Consider the following 16,670-nt stretch of genomic DNA (forward strand, 5'->3'; position numbering starts at 1 on the left):
TATTTCATTACAGAAAGGGGAGAGATTCTTGGAAGACGAATCCCGGCTTCTGGCGGAAAATGCGGCTTTGAAAAAGAAGATTGCCTATTTGGAAGCCGTCATCGAAGCACATCATGTGGCAAAGTTCGAAGACAATGTGAATCGATTGAAACTCTCCGTGCGAACGGGATTCAAGCAGATTTCATCAGAGCTGTCTGTCATGGAGCATGATCCGAAAAACGCAGAGCGCGTCATGGATCTCGTGGATTTCGTTCAGCACTACGCGGACGAGCTCCAACAGTTTATCTACAAGAAATGAAAGAAGGCATAGCATGAAAACCATTAGTCTCATCAATCTGAAAGGCGGTGTCGGCAAGACGACCATCGCCACAAACCTCGCCTATCTCCTCACCGAATCATGGGGGCTCCGCGTCCTCCTTATCGACAACGATAAGCAGGGAAATGCCTCGAGATGGCTCGAAGCCGACGACAAGCATGGAACGCTTGCCAATATCTTGATGGACGGAGTGGATGTGAAGGAAGTCATCCAGCACTCAAGATATGGAGGGCTCGATTTCATCGCCGCGGATATGGGATTGATTGAAGCGAATTATGATGTCATCCGCAAGGAAGGCATTCGTCAGGATTCTATTCTGCGGGAAGCAATGGCTGAAATTCAAGACGATTATGACATCTGTGTCGTGGATAATCCGCCTGACATCAACATGAGTGTCTTCAATGTGCTTGCGCTGACAGATGATGTCATCATCGTCACTGTCCTGGAAGCGGACTCCATTGATGGCATCAGGAAGATGGTGCAGCAGGTGGAGGATGTGAAGCAGTTCAATCCGCGCCTCTCGATTAAAGGGGTGTTGGCGAATCAATACATCGCATATCCGGATTCCATCGCCTTTTTTGAGGAAATCAAAAAGGAAGGGCTGCCGGTGTTTTCCTCCCGCATTTCTTACGCGACACGTCCGGCGAAGCGCGGGATGGTAGCGGCGAGCAAGAATCACCAGAGTCTTTTCGAGGTCTGTCCGAAATGCCGTGTATCCAGAGACATCATGAAATTTGCGGAGGAGCTCTTGTCATGAAGAAACATAATGGATCGATGCTGGCCTATCTCAATCGCGAGACACAGGAGGCCGCAGAAAAAGAAGTTTATAAGGTCGAACTGATTGATGCGGAGAAAATCCTGCCCAATGAGCGGAATTTTTACTCGATCGAGGGCGTGGAGGAGATGGCGAATTCGCTCGCTGTCTCCGATAGCATGCCGCCGCTTGAGGTCGTAGATAACGGGGATGGGACATACCGCCTCATCTCGGGCGAGCGCCGCCTGTCGGCGACACTCTTCCGCATCAAGCGCGGAGAGCTTGATAAGGCGGAGCTTCCTTGCCATGTCCTTCCGGCATTCACGCCGAAAGGCGTGCTTTCGGCTGAGCAGGTAGAGATGCTACATATCATCCTTGCCAATAATTACCGGCAGAAAAGTCCGCTCGATCAGCTGAATGAGGTGAAGGAACTCGAACCGATCGCCCGTGCCATCTATGAGGAAAAGAAGGAAACGAGCGGGGAGAAGACGCGGTTCCGCACGTTTTTCGCCAAGGAGATCCTTGATATCTCAGAATCGCGTCTTCAGCGCTTGCAGATGCTCACCAAGCTCTGCAAGGAAGCGCAGGATGCCTTTGATGACGGTCTTTTCGGCAAGAGCGCTGCCGTGCGTATCGCTGCGTTCGATCCGGATATACAGGCCGCATATATTGAGGCGCTGCGCAATGGCGACGCGGACACTACTTTGTCTGGAATCGACGCCTGGCGTAAGCAGCGAGAAGGGGCAGCGCTAGAGAAAGAAAGCAGTATCGACCTGTTCAATCCAGACGATGCACGGGATTTTTCCGAGGATGGAACCGCGGCGTCAGCTGATTGTACAGATGATGATGAGATGCCCGGAGAAAGAACAAAAGGCCACGACACAGCTCTGGAATATGATGAGGGAGCTGAAGGTACGGACGATACGGAAGCGGCGGCAGAAGAAGGAGAAGCAGATGCAGCCGTACGGAAGGAGGCAGCGCCGCAAGAGGAAGATGGGGAAGGCGATACAGGCGCGTCTGCTCCAATGGATCTTTCTTCGTTGGAGGCAGAAGAGGAGGCGAAGCGCTGGCTGATAAAGAATCTGGAGGAACTTAAATCAGAAGTGCAATCCCAGATCGACGCATGTAAAGAGTCCGGCGAGAAGGTTGAGGCTGCACGCTGGGGCGTGCGCCTCGCTGAGCTCCGCTTGGTCATCGAAACCATCCTATGAGATGGCGGTATCTGAGCTCCGCAGGCATCTTGCTACTTGTCCTCCTCGTTCCTCATTTCGGAGCTGCGGGGCTTCCCATTACATCACCTTTTGGATGGCGTATCCATCCAATCTCCGGTACTTGGAGATTTCATTCAGGCGTCGATCTTGGCTACAACGAGGGAACGCCTGTTCCGGCCATGTTCGATGGTACTGTTGTTCAAGCGGGAAATTTCGGGGATGGCTACGGGAATCAGATTCTGCTCTATCACCCTGCCTCTGATACTTATACGCGTTACGCACATCTATCCTGTATTGTCATCGATGCTGACACCTATGTTACACAAGGAACGATCATCGGCTATGTTGGCAGCACGGGCAATGCCACGGGGCCGCATCTTCATCTTGAGTATATCGTGCGGGATGGCGATTCGTATGTCTACGCCGATCCGCTCGTACTGTGGCAATGAAAGGGAGTGTCTGTATGGAAACACAAGATGAACTTCGAGCATATCCCTCTTCTGTGCTCGAAAAAGGATATGGCGTCGTAGGAAAACTTGTCATGCAGGATCGTCGGCTGAATGCCATATCGAAAGCCATCTACGCTTATATCTGCACCTTTGGTACTGTGGCTTTTCCGGGGCGTGACAAGATTTGCTATGATCTTCAGATTTCCAAGAACACCTACGCCAAGTATATGCACGAGCTCGTGCTGCTCGGCTATATCTCTGTCGAGCAGAAACGCGGGGCGAATAACGCGTTCCAAAGGAACATCTACACAGTGAACATCGATCCGAGAAAAGTGAAGCCGCGGGAAGACAAGCCAGAAGCAGCGAAGCATAATAAATCGAAGCAAGGGAAGGTTGATCGCGAAAAGCTGGAGCCTGAGAGAAACGAGACAGCAGAAGAGGACGTGATGAATCCGCATCTGAAAGAGGTGCTCGATCGCGTCAAGGCAAGGCATCGCTTAAAGGACGCGCAGGGGAAAGACGATACGCCGCCTGTCCTGGAGGCGACTCCGAGCCCCGTGTCCCAAAATTTGGTACACGGCGAAAAATCCCGTGTCCCAAATGGCGGGACACCGCCGATTGGGACACATAATATTACAACAACAGCAAAAGAACAAACTGTTGTTGTTAATAAAACAGCAACAACAGAACAAGAGGTACTACCTAGGGAGTATAGGAAGCTGAACAATACGCCGACGAAGTCTGCTGTTGCTGTTGACATCTTTGAGCTTGCTTCGCTCCTCGGAGTGGAAGAAGCGTCCCTGCGGGGATTCATCGCGAAATACGGCGAGAAAAGGACAGAGGAGAAGCTGCAGCTGCTGAAAGAAGCGGTGCACAGACAGAATATCGGCAATCCCTCCGGCTGGCTCTGCCGTGCTCTGCAATTAGACTTCTTGCCAGTGCATAAGGCGGAAGCAACTGACTTCGCAAGAATTGAACAGGCTATTCGCGACACGAATAGCGAAGAGCGCGCCATCGCTAGGAGGAAGAACCAACAGCCCGTGGATCTCATTAACCAAGGGACGGAGGAGCTGCGCGAGAAGCTCCTGAAAGTCTGCCGGGAGATCGACGCGCAGACCAGGCGTGTTGAGTGCAGCAAGCCTGCAGACCGTGACTATGAGAGCGCGCGTCTCCACATGCTCAAAAACAGGAAAATCGCTATAGCGTATACCCTGCGGATGCGCGGTGAACTGGGAGGAGACGAAGACGACGATCCGCACGAAAGCCGCGCATCTCCCCGGGGAGGGCGCGCATCATGAACGCCATAAAAAAGCAGGATATTGCCATTTCCATCGCTGCATCAGCCCTGAAGGCGGCCTTTTCCAAAAATGCGATGCCGATGCTCTCTATCGCGGAGCTCCAGCGATTGATCGCGAGCGAAACGAAGGAGCGGATCATTTCGTTCTATCTGCGTTCGCAGCGTGAGGCCATCAACAGGATTCTCGTACATGCCTATCTCCTCTCCTGCAGCAAGATGGAATCCGACTTCCTCATCGGGCATTATCGCGATGGGAAGAGTATCCATTGTCTCGCTATGCGGATGCCCCTGCAGGAGAGGCAGATCTACGACCTGCGGCAGAAATCCCTGAAACGGTTGTCAGCACTGCTGTTTTACCGGCTCAGCGAGGATGACGTGTTCTTTCCTGGCATTGCTTTGAACCTGCTGAACGTCCTCGACGTGCGGATCAGCACCTTCGTGCTTCGGGCTGATGTTCCTGTCGCTCCAGGTTTCTTGGATTCGCTCATAGTAGCGAGATCGCACTGCCGGGCGCTACTCTCGTATCAGAACCGGTTCATCTTCTCCTCGTCAGACAATCCCTTCGAGCGCTGTATCCGCACAAGGCTCGCGCACCCGGAGCTTACGATCGCGGAGCTGACATCGCTCCTGAATGAGGGCGCCGTACGGGGAGAGAGCACACGGAAAATCTACCAGTACCTCCAGGCGTTTTCAGAGACGGCGGTTTCTCTGCTGTAAAATTTTAATCTCCGTGCAAAAGTCCGCAGTTTTTCAACTTTGCAGTGTTTTACAATGCTTGTAGAGGTGATGACATGAAACGACGAGCCAATCTTCCGAGCCCGCGCGCCCATCCGATCTTTTACCTTTTAGGCACCCTGGCTGTGTGCCTTCTGCTGTTTCGCGCGGCAGGAGGCAGGTTCCCGCCGCTTCCGCAGAACGTCCTGTTTTACAACACGACGGCCTCCATGCCGATCGGCTACTACCTCCGGATTCCCTGTGCTCGGTTTTCAAGCGGCGACATCGTGGCGTATGAGCCGACGGACGAAGTCAGGCAGTTTGCTCTGGAGCGCGGATACACAGATAAGGACATCTGCCTGCTCAAGCGGATCGGAGCGCTCGAAGGCGATTCCTATCAGGCGGCAGACGGGAGTTTCTACGTCAATGGACAGTACAGGGGACCGGTTGCGGTTGAGGACAGCAACGGAGAGCCGCTACCGCAGCTCCCGCCTGGAAAGCAGGTGGTTCCCGCGGGCGAGTTCCTGCCGCTTGCCGATGTGACGAGAAGCTTCGACGGCAGGTATACAGGAACAGTTCCGCTGGCGAATATTCGCGGCAGAGTGATCCCGCTTCTCGCATTCTGGTGATTCATCATGAAGACGAAACTTGAGAAACGCATTCGCGTTCGCTCCTGGATTACAGAAGCATCTGCCTGTAGCCAGAAACTGCTGCCTGAGCTGCAGGAGTTTCTCCAAAGCCTGGGAGGGAACAGCATCTTCGCCGACCTCGCTATCAGCGAGGCAATCCGTCTCCTTTGCAGGCAGAGTGGTCAGGAGGCGTACATCTCCGTCCGCGCACTGGCGATCGGGAACGATTTGCGCGTTGAAATCCGGACGAATCGCGGTGCGTTTCCCGCTCAGGCCATCAAGAACCGCATCCAGTCCTTCGCCGAGCAGGCGCGGTATCGAAAAATTTCCTGGATGAGCCTGAACGAGAGGCTCCTGCAGCAAAAGTCCCGCGTTATCCGTCGCATTCTGATGCCCGCGGAATCCATCCTCATGAATGTTGACGGCGAAAAAGTAACCCTGTACTTCCGGATACCATTCACACACAGCCATTCCTCTGACAGGATCGAGGATTTGGCACAGAAAGTACACTTAGAGAAAAACGAGGTTATTTACTGAGAGGGGAGAAGCAACATGCGTACGATGAGCGAACTTTTCCGCAGCGTGAAAGCACTGGAGAAGAAGTCCCTTTTCCTGGGAAGCCTGATGGGCGCTGCCGTCATCCTGCTGGCAGGCGTTTTGTTTCCCGCCGCGCACCCGCCGGAACGGGAAAGCATCCCGATAGATCCCGCGCCCTTCGCCGGTGATTTGTCGGGGAGCAGCGCCCTTGGCGTCCTGACGAAGAAAAGCGAGGAGACGGAGAAGACAGCACCCATCCAGGCAACACCAGTATCAGTCGGACGTGTTCAGCCGCGCCTTGCGGCGCAGGGAACGCTGATCCCGCTGCCGAATGTCCCGAATCCATCTGCCATACAGTCACCTGCTGCCGCTGTTTCCCTCGTTGCTCCGCCTGCCCCCACAGCACTGGAGCAGCCTGAGCAGCTGCAAGAAAAGGCGCAGGCGCGAGAAGCACCGAGGCAGGGGGATAGCCTCGTGGATGAGGGCAGGACATTTTCTGACGGCAGGATCGCCTGGTTCAGCGGCAGTCCTGCGCCTTCGGTGCAGGATGATGGTATTGCAAAAGAAAAGGAGAGAAGCGAATGGCATTAAAGACACAGGAACAGCCCCAGAAATTCTCAGACACCGGGAGCGCGAAAAGTCCGGCAGATAAAGCAAGATCTGTCATGGACGCGCGGATCGGCAGCGTCGCGAAGCAGAACTACAACTGGCGGCGCATCGCGCTCGGACTGCTCGTCTGCTGCATTGTTTTATCCATTGGCCTCACGGTGCAGTCCCTGAAAAGCCAGATCGTCCCGTACATTGTCACCGTTGACAAGAGCACGGGCGAGGTGGAGAAAGCGGGCTCACTCATCGCGGAAGATTACAAGCCGCAGGAAGCGGAGATACGGTATTTCATCAGCCAGTTCATCCAGAACGGACGGAGCATCCAGCTCGACCCTGTCCAGCAGGACAAGCTCCAGCAAAAGGCGTTTGCGTATCTTACGACATCAGCCGCGAAAAAATTCCAAACCATTCAGGCCAACGAGAAATTCCGGGAGAAATATGCGACCGTCACCATCCAGGTGAAAATCCGGGGCGTCAAGAAAATTTCGGATACGGATTCTTTCCATGCCTCCTGGGACGAGGAAGAGTTCAACATATCCTCCGGGCAGCAGACTGTCCATCACTACGAAGGCGTCTTCTCGACGACGACGATCCCACCCAAGGACGATGCGACGCTCATCGTCAATCCGCTGGGACTTTACATCTCTGACATGAACTTCTCAGAAGAAATTGGCAAGGCAAAGGACGCAGGAAATGCACCGGAGCCAATGACGAAAAAATGAATCTGATTCATGTGTTCAAATTGAACACATGGAAAATGAAAAAAGGAGCGATGAATCAATATGGCAAAAGTAAAAAAGGCATTGATTGCGGCAGTCATGTGCGGTCTTCTGCCGATGGGAGCTGCGACGTATGCCGCGGAGACAGGAGAAACGAAAACGGAACAAAACGCCATCGATACGGCGGAATACCCGAGCCTGGAAGAAACGCTGGCGAAGCTGCAAGGGCGCGCGTCAGCCGATCAAGAGACGCAGAACGCGCAGACTCCGAAGAACGAGGAGACACCAAGGCTGTCACGCCGGGAAAAGAATCAGGTAGAAACTCTGAAAGGGGAGTTCTACGCTATGAGTGAAACGCAGGCGGAGATACTTTCCCTGCTTGACCGTCTGAATGAGCGGATGGACGGCATAGAAGTTCAGGCAGCCAGGCAGAAGCTCATCGTCCCCGGACCGACGACGGCAAATCTCGTGAATCCTTCTCCAGCATCCCGCGTGAACTACACGCAGGATGCCATCAATGCGCAGGGCTCCTCCACGATGGTATTCGCCTATGCGCCGAACCAGCTCTACAAGATTTATTGCCGCAGGGGATTCGTGACAGATCTCGCCTTCAAGAAAGGAGAGGCGATCACCTATATCGGCGGTGGCGATACCTCGGGATGGGCTGTTTCCCAGACAACAGTAGACGGCACGGCGCATCTTTTCATCAAGCCGACCGTCGAGATGAGCACGACGAACATGATTGTCGCGACGAGCCGCCGGAGCTACCATATCCTCCTGAACAGCTCTGACTGGTACAATCCGATGGTGATGTGGAACTACGCGGACGAGCCGGAACAGGAAGGATTCCTCGCCGCGAAGCAGGCGGAAAAACCAGCCACAGTCGCCGTGACGGACATCGAAGCGCTCGACCACGCGTTCAAGGTGAGCGGCAGGAACCAGGAATACATGCCTGCTGTTGTCTACTCAGACGGGAAGCGCACCTACCTCGAATTCGAGAAACTGCCGAAGAAGCAAGTGCCGCTGTTCGTCCAGCAGAAGGGTGAGCGCACGATGACCATCATGAACTATCGGCAGAAGGGCAACCTCTACATCGTAGACGGCACATTCCAGAAAGCGCAGCTCCGCGTTTCGGAAAATGAAAGCGTCACGATCGCGCATAAGTAAGGAGGCCGCGCATGGACTTTGATACGCTCAAATACAAGGTGCAGGAACTCGTGCGCCATATCACGGGGAAAAAGGATGAGGATGAAGAAGACGCAGATCGCGCGGAAGAAAAGCGCGGAGTGAAAGCCTTTTTCAGCCGGGTCATGGACAAGCTGCGTGGGAAGAAAGAAGAGGATGACACCGACACAGGAGAGACCAATGCCAAAGGAGAGCATAAGCAGTCCACCATCATCAACAGGAAATTCATAGGCTTTGCCATCATCGGCATGGTGCTTGTGAGCCTCCTTTCCTACAGCTACTTTGATGATTCCGCGGAAAAAGGAGCGCAGCTTCAGAAGCATGCACAGCAGCAGGCAGCGAATGAACCCGCGAACAAAGACAACAAGGTAAGCAACGATCCCTCCTACAAAGATCTTGCTGCCATCAATCAGAAGAATCAGCAAAGAGCCGGTGCGGCAAATGCGCAGAATCAGAATGGGAACCAGGAAAGGATGCAGGCGGTGCGCCAGCAAAGCGCGCCGCCGTCGGCGCCTGTTGTCATCCGGCCCGCTTCAGCGCCGACGGCGTCTGTCCCATCCATTTCCGCTCCTCGTGCAGCAGCGCTCCCGCCTGTAAATGTAAGCATGCCCGCGCAGCAGTCTGGAAAGAACGCAGAGAAGGGCGAAGCGGACAAGCTGGAGCAGCGCTATTCCTCCGCAATCGACTTCGCCCTTGGCAAGGGTGCTGCGACTAGCCAGGCACCCACAGCCAGTGCGGTAGCCGCTCCCGTAGCAGACGCCGCGCTGCCGAATGCGGATGTCTCCCCGCAAGGGACGAACGCGAACATGCTGCAGGTCGCATCGTTTTCTTCCTCCTCGACAAGTCCCTATGTCGTCCAGGCGGGCACGCTCATCCCTGCCATGTTGTTCTCCGGCATCAATACAGATACGCCGGGACAAGTCATCGCGCAGACGAGCGCGGATGTCTACGACAGCCTCACGCAGACCAATCTTCTCATTCCCGCTGGCTCGCGTCTCATCGGCACTTACGAAAGCGGCAAGACGGTGGGAAGCGGCAGGATCAACGTCGTGTTCAGTACGGTCATCTTCCCTTCGGGAGAGGCGTTCGACATCGGCAGCAGCATTGTTGCCGTGGATGGCGGCGGCTACAATGGACTGGTCGGAAAGGTGCACCGCCATACGGGAAGGATGCTCGGCGCAGGCATGTTCTCCAGCGCGATCGCCGCCTTGGGCAGCCTAGCAAGCGGCAACACGAACTCCACGGATACCTACTCAGGCGGACAGCTTGCCATGCAGGGAGCGCTCGCGAACCTCATCCAGTCCACAGCAAACCTCTTCGGCAAGGGAAGCGATGTCCAACCGACGGTCACGATTGAGCCGGGGCATACCTTCCAGCTTTTTGTGGCGCAGCCGATCTCCTTCGGGACAAGCATGTGATAAGTGACACAGGGGGCGCGGCATGGCCGCGCCTTTGTGCCGGAAAGGACAGTTTATGCAGGACATACCAGAAAAACAGCGTCCGTACTTCATCGGCGGCTGCATCGCCATCATGCTCCTCATGCACCTTCTCGGGCATTGGGCGACCGTCCAGTATATCGCGGCGCAATACAATTACACACTGGAGCTTCCCGGCCATATCTACGGCCATATCTGGCATCCCATGGCATTGTCGATGTGGAAGAGCAACGCCGACGTCATACAGTATATCGGAATCCCAATCCGCCGCAGTTTCTGGATCACCTGGCTTTTTTACGGTGCGGGCATCTTCATCTGTTACCAGATCTTCCAGGTCATGAGACGCCTGACGAGCCACGGAACAGCGGGCTGGGCGAAGAACAAGGACATCAAGAAGGCGGGTCTCTCGGCGCCATCAGGCTTCGTCGTCGGGCGCAATCCCTTCACCAAGAAGCTCCTGCTCCACGACGGGCCGGAGCATATTCTCCTGGTCGCGCCGACGCGATCGGGCAAGGGCGTCTGTAACATGGTGCCGACAGGCCTCCTCTGGCCGCACAGCATCTTCCTCTTCGATCCGAAAGGAGAGCTCTGGGAATTCACAGCGACGCACAGACAGAAAGCCCTCGGGCAGAAGGTCATGAAATTCGAGCCGCTCTGCAAGGACGATTCTGCCGCGAAGTGGAATCCCTTCGCCGAAATCGATTTCCAGTCCTTCGAGGAGCTCACCGATGTTTCCACCATCTCCGAGATGATGATCAAGACTGGCGGCGAATCCAAGGACCCATTCTGGGAAAACTCCGCCGTCGCGCTTGTAAACGGCGTCATCCTGCATCTCTTGTACAAACACCATCAGGAAAACAGACTGCTGCCCTGCCCGTCGGATGTGATGACGCTCCTATCCTCTCCGACGATGAGCACGGCGCAGCTTTTCGCGACGATGAAGATGTATCCGCACATCTCAAAAGAAGAATTTCTTGAAATCGATGGCCGAACGAACATCCTGAAAAAAATCTATGGTGAATACATCGAGAACTTTGAGCCATTCCGCAAATACGCGGCAGAGCACAGGGATCAGCTCTCCCTATTGGAAACGCGGTTCAAGGAAAATGAGAAGCAGGGGATGCTCTATGCGGAAGCCTTGAAGGAAGGGCGCGAGGATGTCCCGCCGCCGAAGAGTAACCTCGAAGTCCTCCAGGAAACGATACGCGAGCTGGAAAACGCGGCGGAAGGGAAATATACGTTCAACTTCAGCATGCCGGATCTCACGGGCAAGAGCGAGAAGCAGCAGATCGAAGCGGCGGTCAACGCGCACATCGAGACCATCGGGCCCTGGTTCCTCCTGCTCGTGCATCCGAAAGTCGCAGAAGCGGCTGCAGCCATCTACAACGGCGCGAAGGAGACGAGCGCGTCCATCATCCAGACCGCGCAGACCGCGATGCACGTCTACCAAGACCCGCTCATCCGCAAGAATACCGCCGTTTCCGACTTCACGCTCCGCGACCTGCTCGATCCGAAGCAGGAAGTCTCGCTCTATCTTGTACTTCAGCCGAATGACATCGACAAGCTCCGGCCCATCCTCCGCCTCTTCGTCAATACGATGCTCTCGAAGCTCGTCCGCGACATGGAGTTCGGAGAAGCGGGAAAAGACGGGAAAGCAGGGACGAAGAAAAAGAAGCAGCGCCTGCTCCTCATGCTCGACGAGTTCCCACAGCTCGGGAAGCTGGAATCCATCGAGAAGTCCCTCGCCATCTGCGCCGGATACGGCGTGAAGATCTGTATCGTCGCGCAGAGCATGGGACAGCTCAACAAAATCTACACGAAGGACAATGCCATTCCCGGCAACTGCCATGTGCAGATCTACTTCACGCCGACACTGGAGGACGGCGGCGGTACCGCCAAGACGCTCTCCGAAACGCTCGGTGAGAAAACCATCCACTCCTTTTCCACATCGACGAGTGGCGAGATGTTCAAGAGCTCGACCTCGACCTCTAACATGGCGCGGAAGCTCATGACGCCTGACGAGGTTCGCCGCATGTCGAGCGAGAAGGAACTCGTCTTCGTCGCGGGCCATCGCCCAATTTACAGCGACAAGATTCGTTATTACAAGGAAAAGCAGTTCATGGAGAAGATTTCTCCGCCGCCGCTCTATTCCGATACCGCGACGGCCATCAAAAGCTATGCGGATCTCTTCAAGATCCACGCAGCAGAACGCAGGAAGATTGAAGAAAAGCGCCTTGCGGTCGAAAAGGCCCGGCAGGCAGAGGAAGGAAACTCAGCTGGAAAAGCGAAAGGAGAGATGCCGCATGAAGAACGTGTTCAGCGGGAAGAAATCGCCGCTCAAGAATCTCAAGAGCAAGCTGGGCAGAAAAGCCGTCACGATACAGGAAATCAGGAAGCTCCGTCCTCCGAAAGTGAGGAAGCGCTCGTAAAGCCAGGCGCGTCGATGAAGGATCCGGCGCTGCGCAGCCTCGCGCTTCGGATCGCGGAAGAGACCGTCCGGCAGGAACGCGTGCAGGCGGACATGGAGCGGAAAATAGTGCAGCCGCAGACAGGAAAGGAGAGTGCGTGATGCAGACAGAACGAGAAAGAAGTCTGGAGGAGAGACCGTCGCACGAAGTCGTCCGGGAACGGCTTATCAGCGTTCTGGAGATGAGCCTTGGTAGCGACATCATGCGCTACATGCACATGGACAACGTGACAGAGGTCATGGTGAATCCGGACGGAAAGCTCTGGCTGGACATGGAGGGAAAGGGCTTTGTCTATACCGGGATCACTATGCCGGAGGATGCGACGAAGCGCATCATCTACTCCGTCGCGGATCTTTCCGGGCAGGTCATCGACATGAAGCAGAACCCATCACTCCAGGCCGACATCCCCGCCTCGCGCCTCTTTACGAACTGCCGTTTTCAGGCAGAGTTGCCGCCGATTGTCACAGGGCCGTCCTTCAATATCCGCAAGCACAGCAAGACCGTCTACACCCTGGACGATTACGTCGAACAGGGCTCCATGACAAAGAGCCAGTGCGCTGTCATCAGGGACGCCATCCTCCATCATAAGAACATCATTGCGGCAGGTGGCACGGCTTCCGGCAAGACGACGCTTCTAAACGCCATCCTCGCGGAAATCTCCAAGCTCGATGAACGCATTGTCACGATCGAGGACACGAAAGAACTCAAATGCACCGCGCAGAACAAGACGGCGCTCACGACACAAGAGCACGTCGGCATGGATGATCTCCTGCGCATGACGCTCCGCCTGTCGCCGAACCGCATCGTCGTGGGCGAGGTACGAGGGAAAGAGGCGCTAACACTCATCGATGCCTGGAGCACCGGACACCGCGGCGGCTGCTCGACCGTCCACAGCGACAGCGCGCTGGAGACGCTGTTCCGCCTGGAAAACATGATTGCCCGCGTCTCCGTCACGCCGCAGCAGGCCTCCATTGCGCGCGCCATCAACGTCATCGTCTACATCGCGAAGCGCGCTGCACGGCGCCGCATCGAGGAAGTCATTGCCGTCGATACCTGGGACAGCAAGGCCGGAGAATACATCACGCATCGCCTGGACGATCCGGAAGAACTGACGGAGTGACGCGCCGTATGATATACTGGAGTAAACGGAGGTGTATGACCTTGGAACGACCATTTGATCCGAAAAAATATACCGATTTCCTTCCGGAATACATGGAACAGGCATATGAAGCACTGGAAAAAAATGACAAGCTCCATTACGCTCTGGCAGTCATCAACATCGCGGGAGAAGTCAAATATTTAGTGAAAAGCGAAGAGCTCGATCCAGAAGAGGGCGAGCGCATCAAGGAATACTTTTGGGGGCAGGTGGAATGATTAATTTCAACAATGAGAAAGAGATTCCAAATACATTTTTTGGCGGTTCGGAGCAAAAGCGGGCCTATGAGATCGACGGAAAAATCTATATGGTGAAGTTTCCCGATCCTGTCAGGCAGAAGAAAAATGGCTTGAGCTATATGAACAACCAGTTTTCCGAGTACATCGGCTGCCATATTTTCCGCGCGCTGGGCATTCCTGCACAAAACACCTTCCTGGGCGATTACCAGACGGAGACAGGGAAACGGAAGATTGTTGTTGCTTGTGAAAATTTTTGTACGGATGGATACTCTCTGATGGAATTCAGCAAGCTCGCCAGAGCAGTTGCCAGCAGTAACGACAAGTTTCCGCGCGAATTGGGATTTGTCATGAAGACCATCGATGACATGACGTTCGGGACAACGACGGACAAAGAATCCTTCAAGGCGCAATTCTGGGATATGTTCGTTGCAGATACCTTGATTGGCAACGACGACAGACATCTTGACAACTGGGGCTTCCTTGTCAAGGGAAATCATATTCGCTTTGCGCCTGTCTATGACTGCGGTTCCGCTTTGACCCCGCTCATGGAAGATGAGAAGATGGCTGCCATCCTGAAGGATGAAACGGCCTTCATCAACCAAGAATACAATGTTAAATCCGCATATCGTTATCAGGGGAAGCGCTTGTTCTACCACGAGATCTATAAAAATCCTCCGCAGGGGCTGAAAGAAGCCATCTTGCGCATCGTTCCCAGAATAGATGTACGTTTCCTGACAACTGCAATCGTAGAGACGACGCCGGAAATGTCGAACATCAGGAAAACGTATCTCGCGAAGGCATTGGATATTCGATCGCAGCGCATCCTCATCCCCGCATGGAAACGCGCGAGAAAAGAGATGTCGCTTTCCCTAGAAGAGGGAAGGAGCCGGTGAAGCAGATAACCTAAAAATGAATCATCCTTTCAGAACGGACAAAGCACCTTATTTCATGGAAATAGGGTGCTTTTTGTGTATATCTGCTGGACAAAAAATTTCCCTTTCCTGCAAAAGTCCGCAGTTTTTCAACTTTGCACTGTTTTACAATAAGGAAATGGGAGGGCATCCTCCCGGATGATTCATTGCTTCAAACGAAAGGAGAAATCACTATGCGTATCAAGATGAAACTCACGGCCCTGGTCAACCGGAAGCTCGGCGAGGTGAAAAGCGTCAAGAAGGAGGATCTGCTCCAGTTCGGTAAGAACTGCCTGCCGATGCTATTCACTATCGGCTTCTTCCTCATCACGAATGACGCGTCGGCGCAGACGACATCGACAGCTGGTAATGTAGGGATTACGCCGCTCCAGAAGCCGCTTCAGGTCATCACGGATGCCCTCACTGGGCCGATCCCGATCCTCGTCACTGGCGGTGGCATCGCGCTCGGCGGCATGAGCTGGGCGATGGGCTGGGAACAGCAGGCCATGATGCGTGGCGTCAAGGTCGCCGGCGGCGGCGCCATTGCGATGGGAGCCGGTCAGTTTCTTGAATCGACGCTGTCGGACAGTGCAACGCTGGCGGCAGGATTGTTGTTCTGAGGTGACATGATGGATGATAAGCGTGATTTGCAGGAAATCACCTGGACACACCTGCCCATCTACCGCTCGCTTACGGAGTACATCCTGTTCATGAACGTGCCGCGGAAGTTCCTCATGTACAATTTCAGCATCGCTGGCTTCGTGCTCCTGTGCTTTGGCCTGAAATACTGGCCTATCCTCGTCATGAATGTCCTGGCGCATTTCCTCGTCCGGTACTTCTCGCTGGAGGATGCGCAGTTTTTTGACTGCTTCAATGCGTATTGGAGCAAGAAGGATTACTACTCGGTCTGACTGCGGAAAGGAAGTGAGAGCATGGCAGAAGAACGGTTCGTGGAGGAGGAGAAACCGTCCTGGCGGGAGTACCGGCTTGACAACAAGGACATCTGGGACTGGATTGCCTGGGAGGCCTTCACTCATGAAAGCGTCCTGCGCAATAAGGATGACAGCGTGCTGGGCGTCATCCGCTACGAACCCTGCGCGGGCAGCCTCGAAGGCGCGTGGAGTACGCTTCCTGGCTTTGCCCGCGGCTGGGTCATGAACATCGAGGAGCAGCACACGAGCAGGGGGACGGCGGCATATCTCGTCCTCACCTGGAACCCCTTCAAGAACATGAAAGGAGAGGTCACGAATACGCTGGAGCGGGGGAAGACGGTCGCCATCGACGGGATGGAGGCATACCTCTATGAAAAGTTGGTATCCTTCCGCGATGCCTTTCCGGATGCCGCGCACGCGCATATCCTCCGCTATCAGGAAATCGTCGATTACCTCGTCTTCACACTCGCGCATGGCCGGTACCAAGTGACGATGCCAGCGATTCCCGTCGATCTCGATTATGCGCTTTCCAGGGACTTCGATGCGGACTTTTCCGCGAATCGGATCACGTTCGGGGAGGAAACGTTCCTCGTTCTGACGCTCCCGGATTTTATCGGTTCGCGAAGCGCGACACTCAGGCGGCTCATCGATGCTTTTGTGAAGAATGACATTCCCTGCCGCCATGTGCAGCGCCTCCTCTTTTTCAGCCCAGACGAGGTGAAAAAGGAGCGCGGCAAGCGATCCCGCATGAGACTCTGGTGTCCCTCGCGGCATTACATCAAAGAACTCATCGAGGAGCCGATGAACGGGAATTTCTACGGGTATTACAACAATACTTTTGTCGCCCTGGTGCCGACCGCTGCGTATGAAAAATGCGAGGCGTACCTGCGGAAGCTGTTCGAGGAAGCGGAAGAGTTCTATCTTCTTGAAAACTTCAATGCCAAGCAACGCTGGTGGGGCACGATTCCGGCCCATTTTCGGGCAGGGATCGTGCCGCCAGCCTATGGCTTTTCACGGCTTGAGGATCTTCTGTACCTGAGCGAAGCGGCGAAGGGCAGGGAGAGGGAGCTGCTGCTCTCCATCGAGGAGGAAGAGCAAAAGGAGGGATGAG

General features: G+C 54.7%; 19 protein-coding genes. All 19 read left to right on the forward strand.

Features of this window, described 5'->3' with window-relative positions; all coding sequences use genetic code 11:
* Window positions 1-298 (forward strand): hypothetical protein (locus F599_RS13865; RefSeq protein WP_033369230.1); only part of this gene is annotated, 298 nt, incomplete at its 5' end.
* 13 nt (window positions 299-311) lie between these two features.
* On the forward strand, window positions 312-1,073 hold the full coding sequence (locus tag F599_RS0107265) for a ParA family protein (protein WP_019542864.1): 762 nt from the start codon (window positions 312-314) through the stop codon (window positions 1,071-1,073).
* On the forward strand, window positions 1,070-2,281 hold the full coding sequence (locus tag F599_RS0107270; protein WP_019542865.1) for a ParB/RepB/Spo0J family partition protein: 1,212 nt from the start codon (window positions 1,070-1,072) through the stop codon (window positions 2,279-2,281). Before F599_RS0107265 ends, F599_RS0107270 begins: the two co-directional genes overlap by 4 nt.
* A 29-nt stretch (window positions 2,282-2,310) precedes the next feature.
* Window positions 2,311-2,730, forward strand: coding sequence for a M23 family metallopeptidase (locus F599_RS15150; protein WP_244869342.1), 420 nt, complete (start codon window positions 2,311-2,313; stop codon window positions 2,728-2,730).
* 14 nt (window positions 2,731-2,744) lie between these two features.
* Entirely contained in the window at window positions 2,745-4,028 is a 1,284-nt protein-coding gene (locus F599_RS14830) for a helix-turn-helix domain-containing protein (protein WP_156021963.1), read from the forward strand.
* Complete coding sequence (locus F599_RS0107285; RefSeq protein ID WP_019542868.1) at window positions 4,025-4,744, forward strand: hypothetical protein; 720 nt, start codon at window positions 4,025-4,027, stop codon at window positions 4,742-4,744. Before F599_RS14830 ends, F599_RS0107285 begins: the two co-directional genes overlap by 4 nt.
* A gap of 74 nt (window positions 4,745-4,818) precedes the next feature.
* Complete coding sequence (locus tag F599_RS13880) at window positions 4,819-5,370, forward strand: S26 family signal peptidase (protein WP_019542869.1); 552 nt, start codon at window positions 4,819-4,821, stop codon at window positions 5,368-5,370.
* Window positions 5,371-5,376: 6 nt separating this feature from the next.
* Window positions 5,377-5,907, forward strand: a complete 531-nt coding sequence (locus tag F599_RS0107295; RefSeq protein WP_019542870.1) for a hypothetical protein — start codon at window positions 5,377-5,379, stop codon at window positions 5,905-5,907.
* A gap of 15 nt (window positions 5,908-5,922) precedes the next feature.
* Window positions 5,923-6,498, forward strand: coding sequence for a hypothetical protein (locus F599_RS0107300; protein ID WP_019542871.1), 576 nt, complete (start codon window positions 5,923-5,925; stop codon window positions 6,496-6,498).
* Complete coding sequence (locus F599_RS0107305) at window positions 6,489-7,235, forward strand: VirB8/TrbF family protein (protein WP_019542872.1); 747 nt, start codon at window positions 6,489-6,491, stop codon at window positions 7,233-7,235. The genes F599_RS0107300 and F599_RS0107305 overlap by 10 nt, the downstream gene beginning before the upstream one ends.
* A 60-nt stretch (window positions 7,236-7,295) precedes the next feature.
* Window positions 7,296-8,399 carry a TrbG/VirB9 family P-type conjugative transfer protein gene (locus F599_RS0107310; RefSeq protein WP_019542873.1) on the forward strand — a complete coding sequence of 368 codons (1,104 nt, stop codon included), beginning with the start codon at window positions 7,296-7,298 and terminating at the stop codon, window positions 8,397-8,399.
* Window positions 8,400-8,410: 11 nt separating this feature from the next.
* Window positions 8,411-9,835: a TraB/TrbI/VirB10 family type IV secretion system protein gene (locus F599_RS14835; RefSeq protein ID WP_019542874.1), complete on the forward strand. Its 1,425-nt coding sequence runs from the start codon at window positions 8,411-8,413 to the stop codon at window positions 9,833-9,835.
* Window positions 9,836-9,890: 55 nt separating this feature from the next.
* Entirely contained in the window at window positions 9,891-12,422 is a 2,532-nt protein-coding gene (locus tag F599_RS14840; protein ID WP_019542875.1) for a type IV secretory system conjugative DNA transfer family protein, read from the forward strand.
* A complete protein-coding gene (trbB, locus tag F599_RS0107325; protein ID WP_019542876.1) occupies window positions 12,422-13,441 on the forward strand; it encodes a P-type conjugative transfer ATPase TrbB in 1,020 nt (339 codons plus the stop codon). The genes F599_RS14840 and trbB overlap by 1 nt, the downstream gene beginning before the upstream one ends.
* Window positions 13,442-13,482: 41 nt before the next feature.
* Window positions 13,483-13,695: a hypothetical protein gene (locus F599_RS0107330; protein ID WP_019542877.1), complete on the forward strand. Its 213-nt coding sequence runs from the start codon at window positions 13,483-13,485 to the stop codon at window positions 13,693-13,695.
* On the forward strand, window positions 13,692-14,609 hold the full coding sequence (locus F599_RS0107335; protein WP_019542878.1) for a HipA domain-containing protein: 918 nt from the start codon (window positions 13,692-13,694) through the stop codon (window positions 14,607-14,609). The genes F599_RS0107330 and F599_RS0107335 overlap by 4 nt, the downstream gene beginning before the upstream one ends.
* Before the next feature lie 212 nt (window positions 14,610-14,821).
* Window positions 14,822-15,247 carry a TrbC/VirB2 family protein gene (locus tag F599_RS0107340; protein WP_019542879.1) on the forward strand — a complete coding sequence of 142 codons (426 nt, stop codon included), beginning with the start codon at window positions 14,822-14,824 and terminating at the stop codon, window positions 15,245-15,247.
* Between the two features lie 6 nt (window positions 15,248-15,253).
* Window positions 15,254-15,538 (forward strand): VirB3 family type IV secretion system protein, encoded by a 285-nt coding sequence (locus tag F599_RS0107345; protein ID WP_020700535.1) that lies wholly within the window; start codon window positions 15,254-15,256, stop codon window positions 15,536-15,538.
* 21 nt (window positions 15,539-15,559) lie between these two features.
* On the forward strand, window positions 15,560-16,669 hold the full coding sequence (locus tag F599_RS0107350) for a hypothetical protein (RefSeq protein ID WP_019542881.1): 1,110 nt from the start codon (window positions 15,560-15,562) through the stop codon (window positions 16,667-16,669).
* The last annotated feature ends 1 nt before the right edge of the window (window position 16,670 follow it).

Origin of the sequence: Selenomonas bovis DSM 23594 (assembly GCF_000381005.1) — a bacterium.
Lineage (GTDB): Bacteria > Bacillota > Negativicutes > Selenomonadales > Selenomonadaceae > Selenomonas_C > Selenomonas_C bovis.